This is a genomic window from Brevundimonas sp. Soil_N_31, from assembly GCF_057655995.1.
The window spans coordinates 131624-150300 of record NZ_JBDGLE010000003.1 but is presented as its reverse complement, the minus strand read 5'-3'; the positions used below and the strand labels follow the sequence as shown (position 1 = coordinate 150300).

Annotated in this window: 22 protein-coding genes; 4 read left to right on the top strand and 18 right to left on the bottom strand. The window is 67.9% G+C overall.

Annotated elements, in window-relative coordinates; genetic code table 11:
- Positions 1–72: 72 nt before the first annotated feature.
- Entirely contained in the window at positions 73–447 is a 375-nt protein-coding gene (locus AC3A3G_RS06120; RefSeq protein WP_125900596.1) for a hypothetical protein, read from the top strand.
- 81 nt (positions 448–528) lie between these two features.
- Here AC3A3G_RS06120 and AC3A3G_RS06115 read toward each other — a convergent pair whose 3' ends face one another.
- From AC3A3G_RS06115 to AC3A3G_RS06105, 3 genes are read right to left on the bottom strand one after another with little or no spacing between them, the layout of a single operon-like run.
- On the bottom strand, positions 529–1101 hold the full coding sequence (locus AC3A3G_RS06115; protein ID WP_125900595.1) for a nucleotidyltransferase family protein: 573 nt from the start codon (positions 1099–1101) through the stop codon (positions 529–531).
- Positions 1102–1125: 24 nt separating this feature from the next.
- On the bottom strand, positions 1126–1947 hold the full coding sequence (gene thiD / locus AC3A3G_RS06110; RefSeq protein ID WP_125900594.1) for a bifunctional hydroxymethylpyrimidine kinase/phosphomethylpyrimidine kinase: 822 nt from the start codon (positions 1945–1947) through the stop codon (positions 1126–1128).
- On the bottom strand, positions 1947–2288 hold the full coding sequence (locus AC3A3G_RS06105) for a DMT family transporter (RefSeq protein ID WP_125900593.1): 342 nt from the start codon (positions 2286–2288) through the stop codon (positions 1947–1949). The genes thiD and AC3A3G_RS06105 overlap by 1 nt, the downstream gene beginning before the upstream one ends.
- Positions 2289–2552: 264 nt before the next feature.
- Here AC3A3G_RS06105 and AC3A3G_RS06100 point away from each other — a divergent pair, with 264 nt between their 5' ends.
- Positions 2553–2999, top strand: coding sequence for an SRPBCC domain-containing protein (locus tag AC3A3G_RS06100; protein WP_487487770.1), 447 nt, complete (start codon positions 2553–2555; stop codon positions 2997–2999).
- An 89-nt stretch (positions 3000–3088) separates the two neighbouring features.
- On the top strand, positions 3089–3826 hold the full coding sequence (locus AC3A3G_RS06095) for a hypothetical protein (RefSeq protein ID WP_200167097.1): 738 nt from the start codon (positions 3089–3091) through the stop codon (positions 3824–3826).
- Here AC3A3G_RS06095 and folP read toward each other — a convergent pair.
- Positions 3812–4648: a dihydropteroate synthase gene (folP, locus tag AC3A3G_RS06090; protein WP_487487769.1), complete on the bottom strand. Its 837-nt coding sequence runs from the start codon at positions 4646–4648 to the stop codon at positions 3812–3814. The genes AC3A3G_RS06095 and folP overlap by 15 nt on opposite strands.
- Positions 4649–5112: 464 nt before the next feature.
- On the opposite strand from folP, the gene rnk reads away from it, so the two are divergent.
- Positions 5113–5532, top strand: coding sequence for a nucleoside diphosphate kinase regulator (gene rnk / locus AC3A3G_RS06085; RefSeq protein ID WP_487487768.1), 420 nt, complete (start codon positions 5113–5115; stop codon positions 5530–5532).
- A gap of 27 nt (positions 5533–5559) precedes the next feature.
- Here the strand turns inward: rnk and AC3A3G_RS06080 are convergent, their stop codons facing one another.
- From AC3A3G_RS06080 to AC3A3G_RS06015, 14 genes are all read right to left on the bottom strand, one after another.
- On the bottom strand, positions 5560–5865 hold the full coding sequence (locus AC3A3G_RS06080; RefSeq protein ID WP_200167095.1) for a winged helix-turn-helix domain-containing protein: 306 nt from the start codon (positions 5863–5865) through the stop codon (positions 5560–5562).
- 4 nt (positions 5866–5869) lie between these two features.
- Positions 5870–6508 carry a hypothetical protein gene (locus AC3A3G_RS06075; RefSeq protein WP_200167094.1) on the bottom strand — a complete coding sequence of 213 codons (639 nt, stop codon included), beginning with the start codon at positions 6506–6508 and terminating at the stop codon, positions 5870–5872.
- Positions 6509–6571: 63 nt separating this feature from the next.
- Positions 6572–7786: an acyltransferase family protein gene (locus tag AC3A3G_RS06070; protein ID WP_487487767.1), complete on the bottom strand. Its 1215-nt coding sequence runs from the start codon at positions 7784–7786 to the stop codon at positions 6572–6574.
- A gap of 147 nt (positions 7787–7933) precedes the next feature.
- Complete coding sequence (gene ftsH, locus AC3A3G_RS06065) at positions 7934–9910, bottom strand: ATP-dependent zinc metalloprotease FtsH (protein WP_368923638.1); 1977 nt, start codon at positions 9908–9910, stop codon at positions 7934–7936.
- Between the two features lie 42 nt (positions 9911–9952).
- Positions 9953–11245 carry a tRNA lysidine(34) synthetase TilS gene (tilS, locus tag AC3A3G_RS06060; protein ID WP_487487766.1) on the bottom strand — a complete coding sequence of 431 codons (1293 nt, stop codon included), beginning with the start codon at positions 11243–11245 and terminating at the stop codon, positions 9953–9955.
- Entirely contained in the window at positions 11245–12093 is an 849-nt protein-coding gene (locus tag AC3A3G_RS06055; RefSeq protein WP_200167090.1) for a tol-pal system YbgF family protein, read from the bottom strand. The genes tilS and AC3A3G_RS06055 overlap by 1 nt, the downstream gene beginning before the upstream one ends.
- Before the next feature lie 43 nt (positions 12094–12136).
- On the bottom strand, positions 12137–13285 hold the full coding sequence (locus tag AC3A3G_RS06050) for a DUF3667 domain-containing protein (protein ID WP_200167088.1): 1149 nt from the start codon (positions 13283–13285) through the stop codon (positions 12137–12139).
- A gap of 110 nt (positions 13286–13395) precedes the next feature.
- On the bottom strand, positions 13396–13953 hold the full coding sequence (gene pal, locus AC3A3G_RS06045; protein ID WP_200167086.1) for a peptidoglycan-associated lipoprotein Pal: 558 nt from the start codon (positions 13951–13953) through the stop codon (positions 13396–13398).
- Between the two features lie 152 nt (positions 13954–14105).
- On the bottom strand, positions 14106–15488 hold the full coding sequence (gene tolB / locus AC3A3G_RS06040; protein ID WP_487487765.1) for a Tol-Pal system beta propeller repeat protein TolB: 1383 nt from the start codon (positions 15486–15488) through the stop codon (positions 14106–14108).
- A gap of 119 nt (positions 15489–15607) precedes the next feature.
- Positions 15608–16477 (bottom strand): hypothetical protein, encoded by an 870-nt coding sequence (locus tag AC3A3G_RS06035; RefSeq protein WP_487487764.1) that lies wholly within the window; start codon positions 16475–16477, stop codon positions 15608–15610.
- Positions 16478–16483: 6 nt separating this feature from the next.
- Entirely contained in the window at positions 16484–16945 is a 462-nt protein-coding gene (locus AC3A3G_RS06030; protein ID WP_087140878.1) for an ExbD/TolR family protein, read from the bottom strand.
- A 3-nt stretch (positions 16946–16948) separates the two neighbouring features.
- Positions 16949–17701: a protein TolQ gene (tolQ, locus tag AC3A3G_RS06025; RefSeq protein ID WP_200215635.1), complete on the bottom strand. Its 753-nt coding sequence runs from the start codon at positions 17699–17701 to the stop codon at positions 16949–16951.
- A 135-nt stretch (positions 17702–17836) separates the two neighbouring features.
- A complete protein-coding gene (gene ybgC, locus AC3A3G_RS06020; protein WP_200215633.1) occupies positions 17837–18280 on the bottom strand; it encodes a tol-pal system-associated acyl-CoA thioesterase in 444 nt (147 codons plus the stop codon).
- Between the two features lie 4 nt (positions 18281–18284).
- Positions 18285–18668: a hypothetical protein gene (locus AC3A3G_RS06015; RefSeq protein WP_234287621.1), complete on the bottom strand. Its 384-nt coding sequence runs from the start codon at positions 18666–18668 to the stop codon at positions 18285–18287.
- Between the last annotated feature and the right edge of the window lie 9 nt (positions 18669–18677).

The following is an 18677-nucleotide window of genomic DNA, read 5'->3' as shown; positions in this document are numbered from 1 at the left end:
GCTCAGGCCCGGGGTGGTCTTGTGGCGTCAACGCAGCCCGATCCGGTTGCGAAGAACCGAAGGAGCAAGATCATGAAAAACCTGCTGATCCCCGCCCTGGCCGTCACGGTCGCCTCGACCGCCCTGCCCGCCGCGGCTCAATCCTATGATCGCCACGGTCCCTCGCGAGGTCACGGCTACGAGCAGAACTACGGCGGTTGGCAATCGATCAACCAGCGCAAGTACAACCTGGATCGCCGCATCGACCAGGGCCTGCGCAACCGCCAACTCAGCTACCGCGAAGCCTCACGCCTGAAGGACCAATTGAACGGCCTGGTCCGTCTGGAGCGCAGCTATCAGCGCGGCGGCCTGACCCGCTGGGAGCGCCAGGATCTGGACCGTCGATATGACCGTCTGTCGGCCGGCATCCGCTATGAGCGCCGCGACCACAACGACCGCCGCCACTGACGGCGGCATGGAATCAGGGCCCCATCCCTCCCTGTCAGGGGCTCTGCCGAGGGCGCGATCCGCAAGGGTCGCGCCCTTTTCCTATGCCGGTTCGATCACCGTGATCTCGGGCCAGCGCCCGCGCGCATTGGCGATCGCCTTGTCCCAGCCCTTGGCCAGACCCCGCGTCGGATTGGGGCGGATCACCATGTCGAATACGTCCTCCAGCCCGAACGGCGCGACCACGCTGAGGGCGTCGTCCTTCTCCAACCGCACCCCGACCGCAAACGCCGGCGCCACGAACCGAGCCGGCGCTTCATCGGTACTGGTCAGGGCCTCGTATGGTTCGCCGAATTTGCCTTCGAACCATATGTGGACCCGCGCCTGATTGCGCACCTCGACCCGCTCGCGCACCGGCGCGTCGAAAGCAGCCGCGACCCGCTTGATCACCGCATCCTCCGCGGCCCAGGAGGTGTCAGGGTCGAAATAGCCAATGTCGTAGTCCTTGACGCCATAGCCTGGGGCGCGTCCCGTCCGGGCGTTCCACACGCCCTGATAGACCGCCCCCGAGAACAGCCGCCAATCCGGCAGATCCAGTTCTCGCACCACGGTCAGGACTTGCATCACGTCCGCATCCGCGCGGATGATGTCGATCAGTCGGGTCTCAAGGTTCATGGACGATCCATGGGGCATGGGATTTCAGCGCAAGGGCCAGCCGTGATCCAGCGGGCCGTGCCCCTGGCCCAGTCCCGGCGCGCGGCGGATAGCCTCGGCGACGTAAGCCCAGGCCTCGGCCACGGCGGTCTGCAGCGGCAGGCCCTTGGCGATCCCCGCAGCGCATGCGCTGGCCAGGGTGCAGCCGGTCCCATGCGTATGACGTGTATCGACCCGCTCGCTCTCGAGCACCGTCTCGCCGTTCGCGGTCAGCAGCAGATCGACAACCGTCTCGCCGGGCACATGACCGCCCTTCATCAGCACCGCCCGCGCGCCCATCGCCAGCAGGGCCTCGCCGGCTCGTCGCTGTCCGTCCAGATCGGCCACGGCGATCCCTGTCAGGGTTTCGGCTTCGGGCGCATTGGGGGTCAAAAGGGCCGCGCGCGGCACCATCAGCCGCCGGACCGCTTCAACCGCACGGTCCTCCAGCAACGGCGAGCCGCCCTTGGCGATCATCACCGGGTCCACCACCGTCGGCGTGTTGCCGGCATAGTCGATCAGTTCCGCGACCGTCTCGACCACCTCGATCGAGCCCAGCATGCCGGTCTTCAGGGCATCGGCTCCGATGTCGTCCAACACCGCCTTGGCCTGGGCCTCGATGACCTCCAGCGGCAAGGCATGGACGCCGTGAACGCCCAGGGTGTTCTGGATTGTGATCGCCGTGATCGCCGTAGCGGCGAACCCGCCCAGCATGGTCACGGCCTTGATGTCGGCCTGCACGCCCGCTCCGCCGCCGGAGTCCGAGCCCGCCAGGATCAGCACGCGCCCGCGCCCGCCCTCCTTCACCAGATCCGCATCCTGGGTCATCAGTGCGCCCCCGAGAAGAGCTTCAGCCCGACGATGCCGGCCACGATCAATAGTATGCAGACAGCCCGCACCGCCGTCGCCGGCTCGCCATAGACCACGATCCCGACCACAGCCGCGCCAACCGCACCGATGCCGGTCCAGACCGCATAGGCCGTGCCCACCGGCAACTTCTGCGTGGCGGCCCACAGGCCCACCATGCTGGCGGCCAAGGCCACGGCCACGCCCAATGAGATCAGTGGTCTCTGAACACCGACATATTTGACGCCGGAGGCCCAGCCCACCTCAAACAGGCCCGCAACCACAAGCACCAACCACGGATTGATAGACAGAAGCCAGGACATGACGGCTGCATGGCCGATGGCGGCGCCTCAGACAAGACAGAACCGTCTTCTTGCCCAGCCCCGACTGCCCTCCCTTCAAAAGAGGGCTAAAGATCGAACTTTGATACTCAGCTATAAAAACAATGCACGTCGTTCTTAAGGAAAGAGCAGACGGATTTGGTAGAATTCAGCAAGTCCGATGCAAAGAGCGCGATCTGATGAGCTTCGTCACACGAATTTCATGGTAAGGATGGGTACATGAAAGCACCTTTGGTGAAGACTGGAATGTTGATCCGTCGGCCGACCGACGAAGTCTATCAGGCCTTCACCGAGCCAGGGGTGACGTCATGGTTCTGGTTCACCCATGCGGACCGGCGCCTGACGCCAGGCGCCCACGTTACCTGGACATGGGGCATGTACGGCGTCGTCAGTCGACTGCTGGTCAAGGCGTTGGAGCCGAACCGCCGCATCCTGATTGAATGGGATCTGGACGAGGTTCCCACCGAGGTCGAATGGACATTCGAGGATCGTGGAGTCGCGACCTGGGTCGAAATCACCAATCGCGGCTTCGCAACCTCCGATTCAGGCGTAAAGGCCGCTCTCGAAGCGATGGAAGGCTTCACCCTTGTCCTCGCCGGGGCCAAGCTCTGGCTGGAACGAGCCATCGAGCCGACCTTCATCATCGACCGCTTTCCCGATCAGGTCGCAGCCGCCTGGAAGCCCAAGGTTTAAGCCGAACGCCAGCCTGGGCCGTGCTCTTCCCTCTTGGCGAAGTCTCGCTCCTACCGTACCAGTGAACTCCGGTATCAGGGAATAATGACATGAACCTGCGTATGGTCTTCGCGGCCTTGGGCGTTCTTATGACGGCCGCCTGCGCGGCTACGCCAAAGGACATCAGCGTTTCTTCCTCGTCTGATATCGGCCTTGTAGTCATCGAGGTGGAGCCGACCGAAGACTTGCGCGCTCACGCCCAGTACAATCTCGGCGTCATGGCGTTCGACCCCGCCACCGGTAAGATCACCGCCAACTTCTTCGGCGGCTGGGCAGGCATTGATCCCCAGTCCGCCGCAGTCAGCGAGCGATCCTACCTGGTCGGACAGGCCAAACCCGGAGTCTATGCGCTTGCCGATTTGCGGATCAGCCAATGGGGCGTCTGCTACAACAACGGCACGGTTCGTTTCGACGTCCGGCCGGGCGAAGTCGTCTTCGTCGGTCGCTACAACCCCAACACCAGCCTGACGGAGTTGCACGAAGCGACGAGAGACGGCCGGGTTCCGCGTCAGGCCATGCAGAACCAGTTCTTCTACCTGTTCGATACGCCGCGCCCGGACCTCACCCCGCCAGACCGGGTCGAAGGCTGGCGCGACAATGTTCGCGCCTATCTGTCCGCCAACTTCCCCAATGTCTCGGCCCCCATCACCCAGGCCGTTCATACGCCCGCCGTGTTCGGAACCGGCCGGTCTCTGGACGGGACTATCAAGCTGTGCGGCGGCTACTATGCCAAAGGCCGCGACCAGGCGGAGCCGGCCGCCGCGTCCGCGACGTCAACGCCGGACTGAGAACAGGTCAGCCACCGCGGCCTGGACCTTCAGCGCCTGGACCGTCTCGCGCACGTCGTGGACCCGAACCATCCTTGCCCCACGGCGCGCCCCCTCCATCGCCAAAGCCAAGGAGCCGCCCAGCCGGTCGGTCGCGGTGACGGCCGTCTCGTCCACACCCTGGATCAGCCGCTTGCGGCTGGCGGCGTAGAGAACGGGAAAGCCCAGATCGACCAGGGCGTCCAACCGCGCCGTCAGCGTCAGATTATGCGCCGTCGTCTTGGCGAAGCCGATGCCGGGGTCCAGCCAGATCTTCTCGCGCGCCACGCCCGCCGCCATGGCCGCCTCGACCCGCGCCGCCAGATGCGCCATGACCTCGGCCGTGACGTCATCATAACGCGGGTCGTCCTGCATCGTCTTGGGCGCGCCCTTCATATGCATCAGCACCACCTCACAGCCCAACTCGGCGGCGGTCGCCAGACTGTCGGGCGCATGGCTCAGGGCCGTCACGTCGTTCCACATCGTCGCCCCGGCGGCGACGGCGGCGCGGGCGACGCCGGGCTTCATGGTGTCGATGCTGATCCGGCCGTCCCAGCGCGCTCGGATCGCAGCGATCAGCGGCGTGACGCGGGCGATCTCTTCGGCTTCACCGACCGGCTCCGAGCCGGGCCGCGTGCTTTCGCCCCCGATGTCCAGCACATCGGCGCCCTGGTCGATCATCCTCATCGCATGCGCCAGGGCGGCCTCGATCGTGGCGTGCCGCCCGCCGTCGGAAAAGCTGTCCGGCGTGACGTTGACGATGCCCATGACGAGCGGCGGCTTCACGAGGGATTGATGGGTCATGCGACATCGACTCCAGAGAGCGCGGTTTGACTTTCACCGCGCCTGGGTCCAGCCTCTAAAGGCAATGGAACGCTTCGTCAGCCAGGCTCGACGCCTCACCCACGCGGGACGCCGCGTCGAAGGCCTTTAACCCGTAGCGGTCCGCCGTGCGCCCTGCGCCGGGCGCCCGTTACGGGACCAAGTTGCTTTAAGTCTCCTGTTTCCCCATTCATTTTGCAGGACCGCGCCGGCCTGGGGCCGCTCGCGTAGATTTGCGCATGACACGCCGCCCAGACACCACGGACGACAACCGTCCCGGCGAACCGCCGCGCGGCGCCGACATCATTCCCTTTCGGAGGCCGACCGCGCCCGAGGCGTCGTCCGACCCCGAACATGCCCACCCAGAACACCTTGACCCAAAACATCCCGACGATGACGGCCCCTCGGCCGCCTGACGTCGCCCGAATTTCCAGAGAGTTTTCCTCATGACCACCCCCCGCAAGGGCGCCCTGCCCGCCATCACGCTTCGCAGCGACGACTTCGACGCCCTGGACCGCCTGGTCGGCGACCTGCCCGGCTCGGGCCCCGCAGGCCTGCTGCAACAGGAACTGGACCGCGCCAAGGTGTGCGAGCCCAAGGCCATGCCCAAGAACGTCGTCACCCTGAATCGATGGCTTCAGTACTCAGACGATCACAGCCCCGACGTGCGTCGCGTTCAGCTGGTCCTGCCCAAGGAAGCCGACATCGACGCCGGCCGCGTCTCCATCCTGTCCTATGTCGGAGCCGGTCTGATCGGTCTGAAGGAAGGCCAGTCGATCACCTGGCCGGACCCGTCCGGCGCCGTGCGCAAGCTGACCCTGGTCAAGTTCGAGGACGAAGATCTCGCCCAGGCCGCCGCTCACTAGATAATCGGTGCTGACGCCGCCCCGGCGTCAGCCCTTTCGTCCGATCAGTCCGCCTAGGGCGTCCAGATAGGCGGCGAACGCCGCCCGCCCCTCCGACGTGATGGCGATGCGGGTCAGGGGCTTGTTGTTCACGAAGCTCTTGCTGATGGCGACATAGCCCGCCTCCTCCAGCTTCTTAAGATGGACCGACAGATTGCCCTGGGTCGCCTCCAGCACCGTCTTCAGTTCGGTGAAGTCCGCCGCTTCGACATCGACCAGATAGACCATGATCCCCAGCCGCATGCGGCCGTGGATGACCTCGTCGATCCGTCCAAAGTCGTCCGCCAGACCCATGGCGTCAGTCGGCCTTCACGCCTGCGCGGGCGTCGCGGAACAAAATCCAGCCCGGCAGGGCGAACAGCAGGAACAGCGCCAGGGTGCAGACGCCCAGATAGGCCACCGGCTGGCGCACCAAAACGCCCAGGGCCACCGCCGTGACCCATCCGCCCAGCGACACCGCCAGCATCCAGCCCTTCTTCTTCAGCACCCAGGCCACATACCAGGCCGCCGCCTGCAGGGCGAAGACGATGGCGGCGTAATAGAGCCAGACGGCGAAGTCCTGGTCCCGCACCGCCCCCACGGCGAAGACGATGACCACGGCGGCGTTGGCCATGCCCGTGGCGCTGAACGCGGCGTTCGTCACCCGCGTCGCCAGCGGCCCCCGGTTGGACGCGCCGGCCTTGCGGTCCTTCAGGATCGCCCAGGTCAGGACCGCCAGGAAGGCGACGGTGATGCCGACGACAAAGACCAGATTGGCCAGATCGGGCCAGCGGATCAGGCCGATCACCTGTCCGACGTGGAACAGGCACTGCAGGCCGTACAGCAGCCCCCCCGCCAGATAACAGACCGCCAGGGTCATCGGCGGTCGCCCGTTGCCCTCAACGATCGAGCGCATGAAGGCGAGGTCGGCTTCGGGCGTGCGGGACTTGTCGATCATCGGGTGATTCCTGGCGCGACGCGGCTGCCTTCTCGGATGGACGCAGCCGCCAAGGTTGGCAAGCTATTCGGCGGCGACGGGGACGCTGACACGCGCCTTGCGCCAAGGCACGCGCCGCCCGTTCAGCCAGCGCCCCATGAAGCCGTGGCGCACCATCAGCTCATAGCTGGCCAGGCAGACGGCCATGACCCCGACCGTCACGATCATCAGCTTGATCGGCCAGACCAGCGGCCAATCCTTCACCACCACCTGGGCCGCCATCACCAGCGGCAGATGGACGATGTAGATCCAGTAGGAGGCGTCGGCCAGATAGCGCCTCAGGGCGCTGTGGCCCGACCAGAACCTCAGGGCTAGGCCAACGACGGCGAACATGCTGGCGTAGGTCGCCACGCCGAAGGCCGCCGCCGTCATGGCCTTGGTCGCCGGATCGGTCATCGGCGTCAGCACGGGCGCCGGTCCGCCTGACAGCATCAGCGCCGTCGTCCCCGCGCCCAGGGCCAGCCCCAGCCAAGCCGGCGTCCAGACCTCCATCCGCTTCAGCAGGTCGCGCCGACGGTCCAGCAGCACGCCTACGCCGAAGGCCAGCCCGAACCCGACCAGGGCCGAGATCTCGGGAACCAGACCCGCGTCCGGCGTCGGAATGCCGAAGAAGGCGATCCAGTTCGGCTCGAACCACAGAGCCAGGGCCAAAGGCGCGCCCAGCACCAGCGGCCCCCACGGCCCGATCAGGCCGCCCGCCAGCCGGTCCAGCCCTCGCCCCAGACGCCCCGCCTGGTCCAGCCGAGCGACGACGACCTGCACGATCACCAGGGCGGCGTAGAGCCACAGCAGCACCCACAGGAACCACAGATGGGTCAGGGGGATGTTGGTCCAGTCATACTTGGGCGGCGGCGGGGCGTCGGCGGCGGCCAGCCCCATCAGCAAAGCGTTCCAGATCAGCACCGCCACGATCCCCGCCAGCACCGGCCCCCAAAAGGCCGCCAGCGGCCCGGCGATGCGGACCATCCGATCCTTGATAAAGCCCATCACGCCGCGCCGCTTCAGCATCATGCGGGCGAACAGGCCGGCGATCAGGAAGAAGCTCCCCATACGAAACAGGTGAATGACGAAGAAGAGCCCGCTGGCCCAGACCGACTTCTGGTCGTCGGCCACGACCCAGATCTGGGCGGGAAAGAAGGACAGGGTGGCGTGCAGCACCACCCCCAGCAGCAAGGCCGCGCCCCGCAGCCCGTCGAGGCCGTGAACGCGTTCGGTTTGTTCGAATGCGGATGCCGTCATGGCGCCCTCCTGTTTCGGATAACGCCATATCTCACAGACTAGTTTAAATTACAAACAAGTCTTCATGAGTCGAATTATGTGTCAGCACGCACGAAAAAAGGGCGAGCCTCGCGGCCCGCCCCTCCTTCATTCAGCCTGTCCGGAAGATCAGACGGTCGGCACGCTTGTCGTCGGCGCGGCGGCCGGTTCCGACGACTTGACCGTTTCAACCTCGACGCCGTCCGACACCGGCGTCACCGGCACCGAGACCGAAGGCTTGGCGACCGTGTCGTTCTCGTCGTCCCGTTTGGGCGGCTGGTCGTTCTCCAGCAGATCCTTGATCTCGTCGCCCGACAGGGTCTCGTACTCCAGCAGGGCCTGGGACAGCTTCTCGTGGTCCCCGGCCTTGTCGATCAGGATGCGGCGCGCCTCTTCCCAGCCTTCGGTGACGATGCGGCGGACCTCTTCGTCGATGATCCGGGCCGTCTCTTCCGAGACGTTCTGGCTGCGCGACACCGAGTGGCCCAGGAAGACCTCCTCCTGGTTCTCGCCATAGGCCACCGTGCCCAGGCGCTCCGAGAAGCCCCAGCGCGTGACCATGGCCCGCGCCAGCTTGGTCGCCTGTTCGATGTCCGAGCTGGCGCCCGAGGTGATGCTCTCCGGGCCGAAGATCAACTCTTCGGCGACACGGCCGCCGGCCATGATGGCGATGCGGTCGATCATCTGCTGGAACTTCATGGAATAGCGGTCGCCTTCCGGCAACTGCATCACCATGCCCAGGGCGCGGCCGCGCGGGACGATGGTCGCCTTGTGCACCGGGTCGGCCATCTTGACGTTGATGGCGACGATGGCGTGACCCGCCTCGTGATAGGCGGTCAGGCGGCGTTCTTCCTCGTTCATGGCCATGGACTTCCGTTCGGAGCCCATCATGACCTTGTCCTTGGCGTCCTCGAAGTCGCGATGCGTGACCATGCGACGGTCCTTGCGGGCCGCCATCAAGGCCGCCTCATTGACCAGATTGGCCAGGTCCGCGCCCGAGAAGCCCGGCGTGCCGCGCGCCAGCGTCTTGACGTTGACGTCGGCGGCCAGCGGCACGTCCTTCATGTGAACGCGCAGGATGCGCTCGCGGCCCGAGACGTCGGGGTTGGGCACCACGACCTGACGGTCGAAGCGGCCCGGACGCAGCAGGGCCGGGTCCAGCACGTCGGGCCGGTTGGTTGCGGCGATCAGGATGATGTTCTCGGACGCCTCGAAGCCGTCCATCTCGACCAGCAGCTGGTTCAGCGTCTGCTCGCGCTCGTCGTTGCCGCCGCCCAGGCCGGCGCCACGGTGACGGCCCACGGCGTCGATCTCATCGATGAAGATGATGCAAGGGGCATTCTTCTTCGCCTGCTCGAACATGTCGCGCACGCGGCTGGCGCCGACGCCGACGAACATCTCGACGAAGTCCGAACCCGAGATCGAGAAGAAGGGCACGCCCGCCTCGCCCGCCACCGCGCGCGCCAGCAGGGTCTTGCCCGTACCCGGAGGGCCGACCAGAAGCGCGCCCTTGGGGATCTTGCCGCCCAGACGCTGGAACTTGGCCGGATCCTTCAGGAAGTCGACGACCTCCTGCAGCTCGTCCTTGGCCTCGTCCACGCCGGCGACGTCGTCAAAGGTCTTGCGGCCCTTGTGCTCGGTCAGCAGCTTGGCCTTGGACTTGCCGAAGCCCATCGCGCCCTTCGCGCCGCCCTGCATGCGGTTCATGATGAACAGCCAGAAGCCGATGATCAGCGCCACCGGCAGCAGCAGGCCCAGCAGGCCCGACCACCACGGCTGACGCGTGCTCTTGGTTTCGACCTCGACGCCCGACTTGCGGATCTGCTCGACCAGCTCGGCGTTCGGCACCGGCGTCACGGCGGTGAATTTGCTGTCGTTCTTGAAGACGCCGGTGATCGTCTCGCCGCGCGCGACGATCGACTTGATCTCCTGACGCTCCACGGCGGTCATCAGCTGGGAATAGGTGATGGGTTCGGGGCGGCCGGCGGCGGCCGCGCCCTTGGCGCCCGGCATGGCGGGGGCGCCGCCGTTCTGGCTGATCGCGGCGTAGACCGTCACCAGTCCCAGAAGGATCACGCCCCAGATGGCGAAATTGCGCAGGTTCATTCGGTCCTCGGTTCCTCGACGGGGCCGCGCTCGGCCCGTCGATCAGCAGTCTTCGTCTGAAAATAGGTCAGACGGCGGCGTTTCGCCATGAAGGGTTTGAAAGAGTCCGTCTTCCTGCGTCGTTTCGCCCCCGAAAGCCGCCAAAGCGAGCGCCAGGCGACGCAGCCCCAGCGCCCTTACATCCGCCCCGCGCCAGGCCAGCACCGCCCGCCCCTCGGGGTCGATAAGAATCGGTGCGGCGGCCCGCGCGGCGGGCGGAAGCGGCGCCAGAGCCGCGCGATCCCGCTCCGACAACTGCGCCAGCCGTCCAGCCGCCGCTGCGACGCGCAGACCCGGCTGTTCGGTCTTGATCTCGAAACGCCCGTCCCAGACGGCCGGCCGCCCCGGCGTCAGGGCCAGAGAGGCAAGCGGACGACGCTTCCACTCGCCCGGTTCGCGCATCGCCTGAACGCGCTCGCCTGACGCCTCGACGCGAGCGCCGGACAGGACGACGGTGAAGTCTTCCCCCGCCGCCAGCCGCGCCCGAAGGGCCGCCAGGCGATCCCCGCGCGGCGGCGTCGCGCCTCCGCCTGCGCACAGCAGGACGGCGGCCAGCGTCGAGGCGGGCAGATCACGCGACAAAGACAGAACCCCGGCCCAAGCCTGATCGCCCGGCTCATGGGCCGCGCTCGCATGAACAACAATCGCCGACAACGCAGCAGGGACTTCTGCCCGCGCCAGCGCCGCCCGCGCCCTGCCCCGCCCGTAGCGCAGGTCCGCGTTGGCGGGGTCTTCCAGCCACGTCAGACCGCGCGCGCGCAGATGATCCCTCAGCGTCTCGCGCCCCTCGCCCAACACAGGCCGCAATAGCAACAGCCCTCGCCCTTCCGGCCAGGCAGGCGACGGCGACGTCTCGCGCAGGCGGCCCAGCGTCGCGCCGTCCGCCCGCATCCAGTCGCCCTCGGCGACATCGTCGGCGGTGTGGCCGGTCAGGATGACGCGCGCGCCTGCTTCCCGCGCGGCCTCGGCCAGCAGAGCGTGACGCGCCGCTCGCGCCCGCGCCGGGACGCCGGGGCCGCCGCGCGCGCCCTGCCAGACCAGCCCGCGCCAGTCAGCGCCCGCCGCACGCGCGGCCTCAGCGGCGAAACGGGTCCAGTCCGCGCTGTCGGGGTGGAGATTGTGGTCGACCGTCAGGGCCAGCAGCCGTCGCCCCCTCGCCTTCGCCCAACCGGCGGCGAGGTCCAGCAGGGCCAGGGAATCGCCTCCGCCCGACAGGGCCAGGGCGACCGGCTCGGGTCCAAGATGGTTCAGGCGCGCGTCCAGCCGGGCGAAGACCCGCCCGGTCAGGTCACTCATCAGTTGCAGCCGGCGCGCGTCCGCAGTTGGGTCGCGCGGGTCTTCTGCGCCGCCGTAGCCGCCTCGGCGTAGCGGCGGCCGAACTCGGTCAGGGCGCCGCAGGCCTGGGTCGCGCGGTCGGTGGCGCGCAGGGCCTCGGCCAGCTTCAGCGTCGTCTCGGGCGCCCACGGCGTGCGCGGCCAGCCGTTCAGGGCGGCGGCGTAGGCCTGGACCGCCGAGGCGTTGTCGCGCGCGGCGACGTGCAGATCGCCCAGACGGCTGTTGGCCTCGCGCGCTTGGGGCGTGTTCGGCCAGGTGACGATGACGGTTTCCAACGCGCGTCCGCCGCGCGCGGCGTCCTCGCCCGCCAGACGCATGGCGGCCTGCAGATCCTGCGCCGCGTCGCCGGTCGGCGAGTGGGCGACGATCGGGCCGTTCAGTTCGGCGGCTTCCTCGGCGGCCTTTTCGGCGCGCTCGACGCGGCCTTCCAGATCGCGCAGGCGGCGGCTCATCTGCGTGTTCTCACGCGTGACCTCGTCCAGTTGAAAGGTCAGACGCTCGCTGTCGGCGTTCATGCGCTGGAACGTCTGCTCCACGTCGCTGAGGCGGCGCTCCATGATCGAGACCTGACCTTGCAGGGCCACGACCTCGGGATCCGTCTCGACCAGCACCGGCTCGCCGGCCGCGTTGCGCTGGGTCAGGGCGCGCTCCAGACGGCGGACGTTGCGGTCCAGCTGGTCCAGGCGGCGCTTGTCCCACTGGATCGGCTCCATCGGCTGGACCTGGGCGACAACCGCGCCCCCGATCAGGGTCAGGCCGATCGCCGTCAGCACGGCGGGTTTGGTGAGGCGGAATGGCGTCTTCAGCATGGTCCTGTCGTCCCATCGATTTGCGGCGACGGCAAGGCCCCGATCAATGTCCGAGGCCCAGATAGATGATGGAGACGATGAACAGCGTCGCCGCGATCTCGCAGAAGATCAGCAGCGCCACCGTCCGCCACAGGGTCGAAAAGACCTTCAGGCTGTAGGCGCCCTTCAACTGGGCGAACATGTGCACCGGCACGATCAGGGCCGCGATGGTTCCCGCCGCCGCGCCCGCCCCCTTCAGCGTCGTCGCGACCAGCACCACAGCCATCAGCAACAGCGACATGAAGGTCAGGGAATAGAGGACGAAGACCCCGTGATCGTACAGGGTGAAGCCCCGCTTCCACAGGAACAGCAGGGCCACGAAGGGAATCGACAAAGGCACCAGCAGGAAGGCGAATTTGTAGATGGTCTGCTGCAGCTTGTAGAGCGCCAGGTCCGGGTTCTTCAGCTTCTTGGCGACGGCCTTGGTCAGGCCGTTGGTCTGCCCGCTCTCGCCCGCGCTTGCGGCGATGTCCGCCACCTGCGCCTGCCAGCTGCCCGACGCCAGACCGTCCTTGCGGCCCTCGACCGCGTCTTTCTGCAGACGCTCCAGCTTGGCCTTTTCAGCGATGACGCCAGCCTCGGCCCCGGCCAGAACGCCGGCGGCGGCGCCGGCCCGCGCGCCGCTGTTGAACGCCGGCGGCGAACCGTCCGACGGCTGCATCGCCGTCGCAGCCGCATCGACTTCCTTGCGGGCGGCGGCTGCGACCTGCTCCGCTTCGGCTATCGCCTCCTTCTGGGCCTCGATCTGCTGCGGCAGGGACGGCAGCGTCACCGCCTGATGCGGCATGAAGCTGAGAGCGAAGAACATGACGAACAGGGTGAACAGGAACATCGCCAGCGGCGAGACGTAGCGCGTCCGCCTGCCCTGGGCCCATTCGCGCGTCAGCCGCCCTGGATTGAGGATCAGCAGAGGAAGGGTCCGCCACAACCGCCCGTCGAAATGCATGACCCCGTGCAGAATCTCTTCGCCCAGGTGCAGCAGGGTGCGGTGAACATGAGCCGCCTGACCGCAGTTGGAGCAGAAGTTGCCCGTGACCTCGGCCCCGCAGTCGGCGCACGCGCCATGAGGCGCGCCCGCATGGCCGGTCGGCTTCTCGATCGCTCCGGCGATGACGCCCGCCGTCACCGCCCCGCCCGCCGCTTCCAGATCCATGCCGTCCCTCCCCAGGATTCGCGGCGGACTTTGACCGCGTGAAGGCGCAAAGAAAAGAGGCGCCGGCTTGCGCCGACGCCTCCATCCGTCTGTTTTTTTCGCCGTGCGGCTTAGCGCGGCGCGCCCGACACGATGGCGGTGCGGCCGTTACGGTTCTGGGCCCAGGCCGACTCGTTCGAGCCTTCGGCGATCGGACGCTCCTTGCCGAAGCTGATGGTGTCGATGCGGGCGGCCGGAACGCCGCGGCTGATCAGGTAGGAGCGCACGGCCTCGGCGCGGCGGGCGCCCAGGGCCAGGTTGTATTCGCGCGTGCCGCGTTCGTCGGCGTTGCCTTCAATGCGGACCGTGACCTGCGGATAGCGGGCCAGCCAGGCGGCCTGGGCGTCCAGACGCGGCTGGGCCTCGGAACGGACCGAATAGGAGTCCAGGTCGAAGTAGATGCGGTCGCCGACGTTGACGACGAAGTCCTGCTCCGAGCCGGGCGCCGGAGCGCCGACGTTGCCGCCGCTGACAGGGCCGGTCGGGGCGGTCGGATACTGCGGGCCGACGGCCGGCGGGGGCGCCGTTTCAACCGGGACGGCGGGCTCGACCTTGGGCTTAGTGCAGGCGGCCAGCGAGGCCATGGCGACGCCGACAGCGGCGAGCCGGATCAGGGTGGAGGTGTTCATGGATCGTCTCCTTCTCATTCGGTTCGAGGCCGACGCCTCTAGCTTGACTGTATGCGAGCGCTGCTAACGCGCGGCGCAGCGCCGCGCCAGACGCGATAACGCACAGTTTATGGGAATAGCTCCGCTCGTGATCTCACGAAGCCGTAAGCCCGTCAGGCCGGGCAGGAATCCGGCCCCTGGCCGACGCCCAGGTTGACCGGCGGGGCGTCCAGCAGACCCGACCAGGCCGGGTCCGAACCGCGTCCGTCATACCCCGCTTGCGACACCACCCGGCCCGACAGGTCGACGGTCCACAGACGGGTGTCGCCGCCGGGGCTCTGACGCGCGAAGGCGATGTAGCGGCCGTTCGGCGCCCAGGACGGGCCTTCCTCGAAATAGGAGGACGACAAGATGCGCTCGCCCGTGCCGTCGGACTTCATCACGCCGATGTGGAAGCGGCCGCCTTGTTGCTTGGTGAAGGCCACCAGGTCGCCGCGCGGGCTCCAGGCCGGGGCGGTGTAGCTGCCGCCGCCGCGGCTGATCGGGCGCTGACCCGAGCCGTCCGCCCGCATGGTGTAGAGCCGCGCCGAGCCCGAGCGGTCCGAGGTGAAGACGATCTGCGCTCCGTCGGGGCTGAACGAGGGCGAGGTGTCGATGCCGGGGTCGGTTGTCAGACGCGACAGCTGACGACTGCGCAGGTTCATCACATAGACGTCGGTGTTGCCGCCCCGGATGATCGAAAAGGCCATCTTCGAACCATCGTTCGAGAAACGCGGCGCCAGCACCTGGCCGTCGAACTCGCCCAGGCTTTCGCGGCGACCGGTCGACAGGTTGTAGAGGTAGATGCGGCTGTAGTCCTTGCCCAGCGCCACATAGGTCACTTCATCGGGGTTCGAAGCCGAGAAGCGCGGCGACATGATCACCTCGTCGCCCTGGGTCAGGAAGACGGGGTTGTAGCCGTCCTGGTCGACGATGGTCAGGCGCGACAGCTTGTTCAACTGGGTGCCGCTTTCCGAAACGAACAGCACACGGGAATCGAAGAAGCCCGCCTCGCCGGTCAGGCGCTGATAGACCACGTCCGAGATCTTGTGCGCGATCCGGCGCCACTGCTCGGAGGTGGCGGTGAACTGATAGGAAACCAGCTGGCACTGGCGATAGGGGTCGTACAGACGGAAGCCCACGTCGATCCGTCCGTCCGCGCGCGGCGTCACCCCGCCGTACAGCACCGCCTGGGCGCCGATGGAGGTCCACTGCGGGAAGTTCGGGGCGTTGGCCAGGGTCAGGCCCGTCTCCACGAAGCTGGCCGGGTTCAGCGGATCGAAGAAGCCGGATCGCTTGAGGTTGCCGCTGATGACGCCCGAGATCTGCGACCCGTTCTGGCCGGTGAAGGGCACGACGGCGATCTGGAGAGGACGCAGCACGCCTTCGTCCACCACCACATCCTGCATCGGCGCCCCGACGGCGGGGGCGGATTGCGCCTGGACAGACCCGCCCAGCGCCAGGGGCGCGGTCATCGCAAGCACGGCGGCCGAGGCGAGAAGGCGGTTCAGGCGCATGGGTCGATCCTTCGGGTCGTTACGGTCAGGCTGGCCGCCCCTCTTTAGCATCAGCGCGGCGGATGATCGCCAGCTTCACGTGGATTTGGGCGACTTTGGGGTGATAGGCGATTTACGTCCTAACGGTTCCCGCATTGACGCTTGGTTTCAAAGCGGAAGGGCACTTCCTGCGCCTGGAAGCCGTCAGGCACGGTGAAGGGCGAGGTCGCCCGCAGCGCACGCAACATGGCCTCGGACGCCGCGCGCCAGGTCGGGTCGTTCCGGGTGTCCTGTAGGCGCGGCGTGCCGATGATCTGGCCGTCGGCGCTCAACCGCACCGTCACGCGGATCACCAGATCGTCCATGCCCGGCATGTCGCAGTTCAGGTTCCAGTTCGGCGTCACCTGAGCGCCCAGGGCGGCCAGCTGCGGCCCGGTCGCGCGCGGAGCGGAGCCCGCGCCCTGCTGGCCCGGCGCCGGACGGCCGCGGTTCTGGGTCGGGCGCGGCGGGCCGGCCAGGGCGTCAAGGTCCAGTCCAGGCGTCGGGCGGGCGCGCGGCGGCGTGGCGGGGGCCTTCTTCTCGGGCGGCGTCGGGGTCGAACGCGGCGTGGGCGTAGGGCGCGGCGTCGGGGCCTTCTTCTCGGGTGGCGTCGGGGTCGGACGCTGCGCGGGCGGCGTCGGGCGCGGTTGCGGCGCGGGCGGCGTCGGGCGCGGTTGCGGCGCGGGCGGCGTCGGGCGCGGTTGCGGCGCGGGCGACGTCGGCTCCGGTTCAGGCGGAGTCGGCTCGGGCGGCGCCTCGACGGGGGCCGTCTCGCCATCCTCCAGAGAAGGTTCTTCCTGCGGATTGTCGGCAGGCGCTGCGGCGATCTCGATGTCAGAGACGATCGACACCGGCACGGAGTTCACCAGCGGCTTCGGCTCGTCCTTCGACGACCAGGACACGAAGGCGAGCGCCACCACCCCCGCGTGCAGGGCGATGGATCCGAGGATGGCGGGGCTGGGGCGGCGCAAGGTCCGTCAGCCCTCCGTCGGCTCGTCGGCGGCGGTGTCGGTGATCAGGTTCAGCTTGGTGAAGCCCGAGGCCGACAGACGCGCCATCACGCGCGCCACGGCCTGATAGGGGGCGCGGCCGTCGGCGCGGATGAAGATGGCCTTTTCGCGCGCCTTCTCGCCGCCCTCTTCAGCCACGCGCAGGGCCAGTTGTTCCCAGCGGACCTCGCCCTCGCCGATGAAGATGGCGCCGTTCTGGTCGATCGAAACCGTGACCGGCTTGTCGGTCGTCTCGACCGCGCTGGCCTCGGTCTTGGGCAGTTCCACCGGGACGCCGACCGTCAACAGCGGCGCCGAGATCATGAAGATGATCAGCAGCACCAGCATGACGTCCACCAGCGGCGTGACGTTGATCTCGCTCAGCGGCCGCTTGCGCGCGCGGCGACGGCCGCGGCCGCCGCTGGAGCCTCCTGCACCACCCATGGCCATGGATCAGGCGCTCCGGCGCAGGTTCAGGTCGGACGGCGGCGGCGGGGGCGGCGGCGGGGTCGCCGGCGCGCCCAGACGCCGGGCGATGGCCGACTGCAGGTCGTCGGCGAAGGCTTCCAGACGGCCGGTGAACTTGCCCGCCGACACCGAGAAGGCGTTGAAGGCGATATAGGCCGGGATGGCCGCCGCCAGGCCGATGGCCGTGGCGAACAGGGCCTCGGCGATGGCCGGGGCCACCGTCGTCAGATTGGTGTTGCCCGCCGCCGCAATGCTGTCGAAGGCGTTCATGATGCCCCACACCGTGCCGAACAGGCCGATGAAGGGCGAAGCGGTGGCGACCACCGACAGCACGCCCAGGCCGTTCTCGACCTTCTGGCTCTCGCGGGCGATGACCGAATCCAGCGCGCGGTCGATGCGGGCGATCAGCATGGAGCCTTGCGTGTCCGTCATGGCGCCGCGCGTGCGCGCCTCGCGCCAGTCCTGCAGCGTCAGCACCAGCATGCGCGGCAAGGGATCGACCGGCTGCGGCCCCGCCTGGGCGGCGACCTCCTCCAGCGAGCAGCCGCTTTCGACCTGCTTCTCGAACTCGGTCGCGCGGGCGTTCATGCGCGAGAAGCGCACCGCCTTGTCGATGATGATGGTCCAGGACCAGACCGAGGCCGCGGCCAGGCCGATCATCACCGTCTTGACCACCCAGTCGGCGGTCATGAACAGCTCGATGGGATTCAGCAGGGAGGCGTCGGCGGGCGGAGTCATGCTTGGTCCTTGGCGGAAAGTCCGTTCATCCGCCTTTTGCACCGGGCGGACATGGCGGTTTCATGGCGGCGGGTCTAACGGGCGTCGCGCCCGGTGTCACGAGGGCGCCCGCTGACAACCTCGTTATTGCGAAGCTTAACCGGAGAGCCAGGGCGTCACCAGCTCGACCAGCCGCTTCGTCGGACGGCGCGGGCGCCCGTCCAGATGGATGCAGACGGCCGTCACATCGGCCCGGCACAATACGTCGCCGTCGCGCTCGACCGTCTGGCGGATGATCAGGCGCGGCCCCTTGATCGCTTCATAGCGGGTGCGCACCACCAGGGCGTCGTCGATCCGCGCGGGCTTCAGATATTTGATCGCCAGGTCCGACACCACGAAGGCCAGCGGCTCGTCCTGCTCCAGCAGGTCGACATGCCCTACCCCCGCCAGACGCAGGAAGTCCGACCGCCCCCGCTCGAAATAGCGGACGTAGTTGGCGTGATAGACCAGGCCGGTGAAGTCCGTGTCCTCGTAATAGACCCGCACGGGCAACAGGTGATCGCGGCCGTCGAAGCGGCCGGCGCTGGGTTGGTCGGTCATGGTCTCAGCTCTTGCCGGAAGCGGCGGCGGGCGCCGGGGCGTCGAAGCCCGGACAATAGCGCGATTTCAACGTCGCGAACTCGCCGGTCAGGGGGTCATTGCTCATCAGGATGCGGTTGGGCCGCGAAACAAAGGCCACCGCCTCCCGGCTGCCCTTCAATCCGGCATAGCCGCAGGCGGCGCGGCCGCGCCCCGACTCGACATGGCGCACTTCGGCCTGCGGTCCCATCTGCTCGCGCACCTGATCAAGGGCGCGTTCGGCCGGGGTCGTCTGCCTCGGTCCGAAATGCGCGCCCTGCATCAGGGCGTAGACGCTGAAACCGCCCAGCACGACGACCGCCGCGCCGAGCACGACGATCATCCGGTTCATCCTGCGGGGATGGGCCAAGGCCGCCTC

Coding starts and splice junctions, on each gene's coding strand:
- AC3A3G_RS06120 (WP_125900596.1), top strand. CDS start 73: ATGAAAAACCTGCTGATCCCCGCCCTGGCCGTCACGGTCGCCTCGACC.
- AC3A3G_RS06115 (WP_125900595.1), bottom strand. CDS start 1,101: ATGAACCTTGAGACCCGACTGATCGACATCATCCGCGCGGATGCGGAC.
- thiD (WP_125900594.1), bottom strand. CDS start 1,947: ATGACCCAGGATGCGGATCTGGTGAAGGAGGGCGGGCGCGGGCGCGTG.
- AC3A3G_RS06105 (WP_125900593.1), bottom strand. CDS start 2,288: ATGTCCTGGCTTCTGTCTATCAATCCGTGGTTGGTGCTTGTGGTTGCG.
- AC3A3G_RS06100 (WP_487487770.1), top strand. CDS start 2,553: ATGTTGATCCGTCGGCCGACCGACGAAGTCTATCAGGCCTTCACCGAG.
- AC3A3G_RS06095 (WP_200167097.1), top strand. CDS start 3,089: ATGAACCTGCGTATGGTCTTCGCGGCCTTGGGCGTTCTTATGACGGCC.
- folP (WP_487487769.1), bottom strand. CDS start 4,648: ATGACCCATCAATCCCTCGTGAAGCCGCCGCTCGTCATGGGCATCGTC.
- rnk (WP_487487768.1), top strand. CDS start 5,113: ATGACCACCCCCCGCAAGGGCGCCCTGCCCGCCATCACGCTTCGCAGC.
- AC3A3G_RS06080 (WP_200167095.1), bottom strand. CDS start 5,865: ATGGGTCTGGCGGACGACTTTGGACGGATCGACGAGGTCATCCACGGC.
- AC3A3G_RS06075 (WP_200167094.1), bottom strand. CDS start 6,508: ATGATCGACAAGTCCCGCACGCCCGAAGCCGACCTCGCCTTCATGCGC.
- AC3A3G_RS06070 (WP_487487767.1), bottom strand. CDS start 7,786: ATGACGGCATCCGCATTCGAACAAACCGAACGCGTTCACGGCCTCGAC.
- ftsH (WP_368923638.1), bottom strand. CDS start 9,910: ATGAACCTGCGCAATTTCGCCATCTGGGGCGTGATCCTTCTGGGACTG.
- tilS (WP_487487766.1), bottom strand. CDS start 11,245: ATGAGTGACCTGACCGGGCGGGTCTTCGCCCGGCTGGACGCGCGCCTG.
- AC3A3G_RS06055 (WP_200167090.1), bottom strand. CDS start 12,093: ATGCTGAAGACGCCATTCCGCCTCACCAAACCCGCCGTGCTGACGGCG.
- AC3A3G_RS06050 (WP_200167088.1), bottom strand. CDS start 13,285: ATGGATCTGGAAGCGGCGGGCGGGGCGGTGACGGCGGGCGTCATCGCC.
- pal (WP_200167086.1), bottom strand. CDS start 13,953: ATGAACACCTCCACCCTGATCCGGCTCGCCGCTGTCGGCGTCGCCATG.
- tolB (WP_487487765.1), bottom strand. CDS start 15,488: ATGCGCCTGAACCGCCTTCTCGCCTCGGCCGCCGTGCTTGCGATGACC.
- AC3A3G_RS06030 (WP_087140878.1), bottom strand. CDS start 16,945: ATGGCCATGGGTGGTGCAGGAGGCTCCAGCGGCGGCCGCGGCCGTCGC.
- tolQ (WP_200215635.1), bottom strand. CDS start 17,701: ATGACTCCGCCCGCCGACGCCTCCCTGCTGAATCCCATCGAGCTGTTC.
- ybgC (WP_200215633.1), bottom strand. CDS start 18,280: ATGACCGACCAACCCAGCGCCGGCCGCTTCGACGGCCGCGATCACCTG.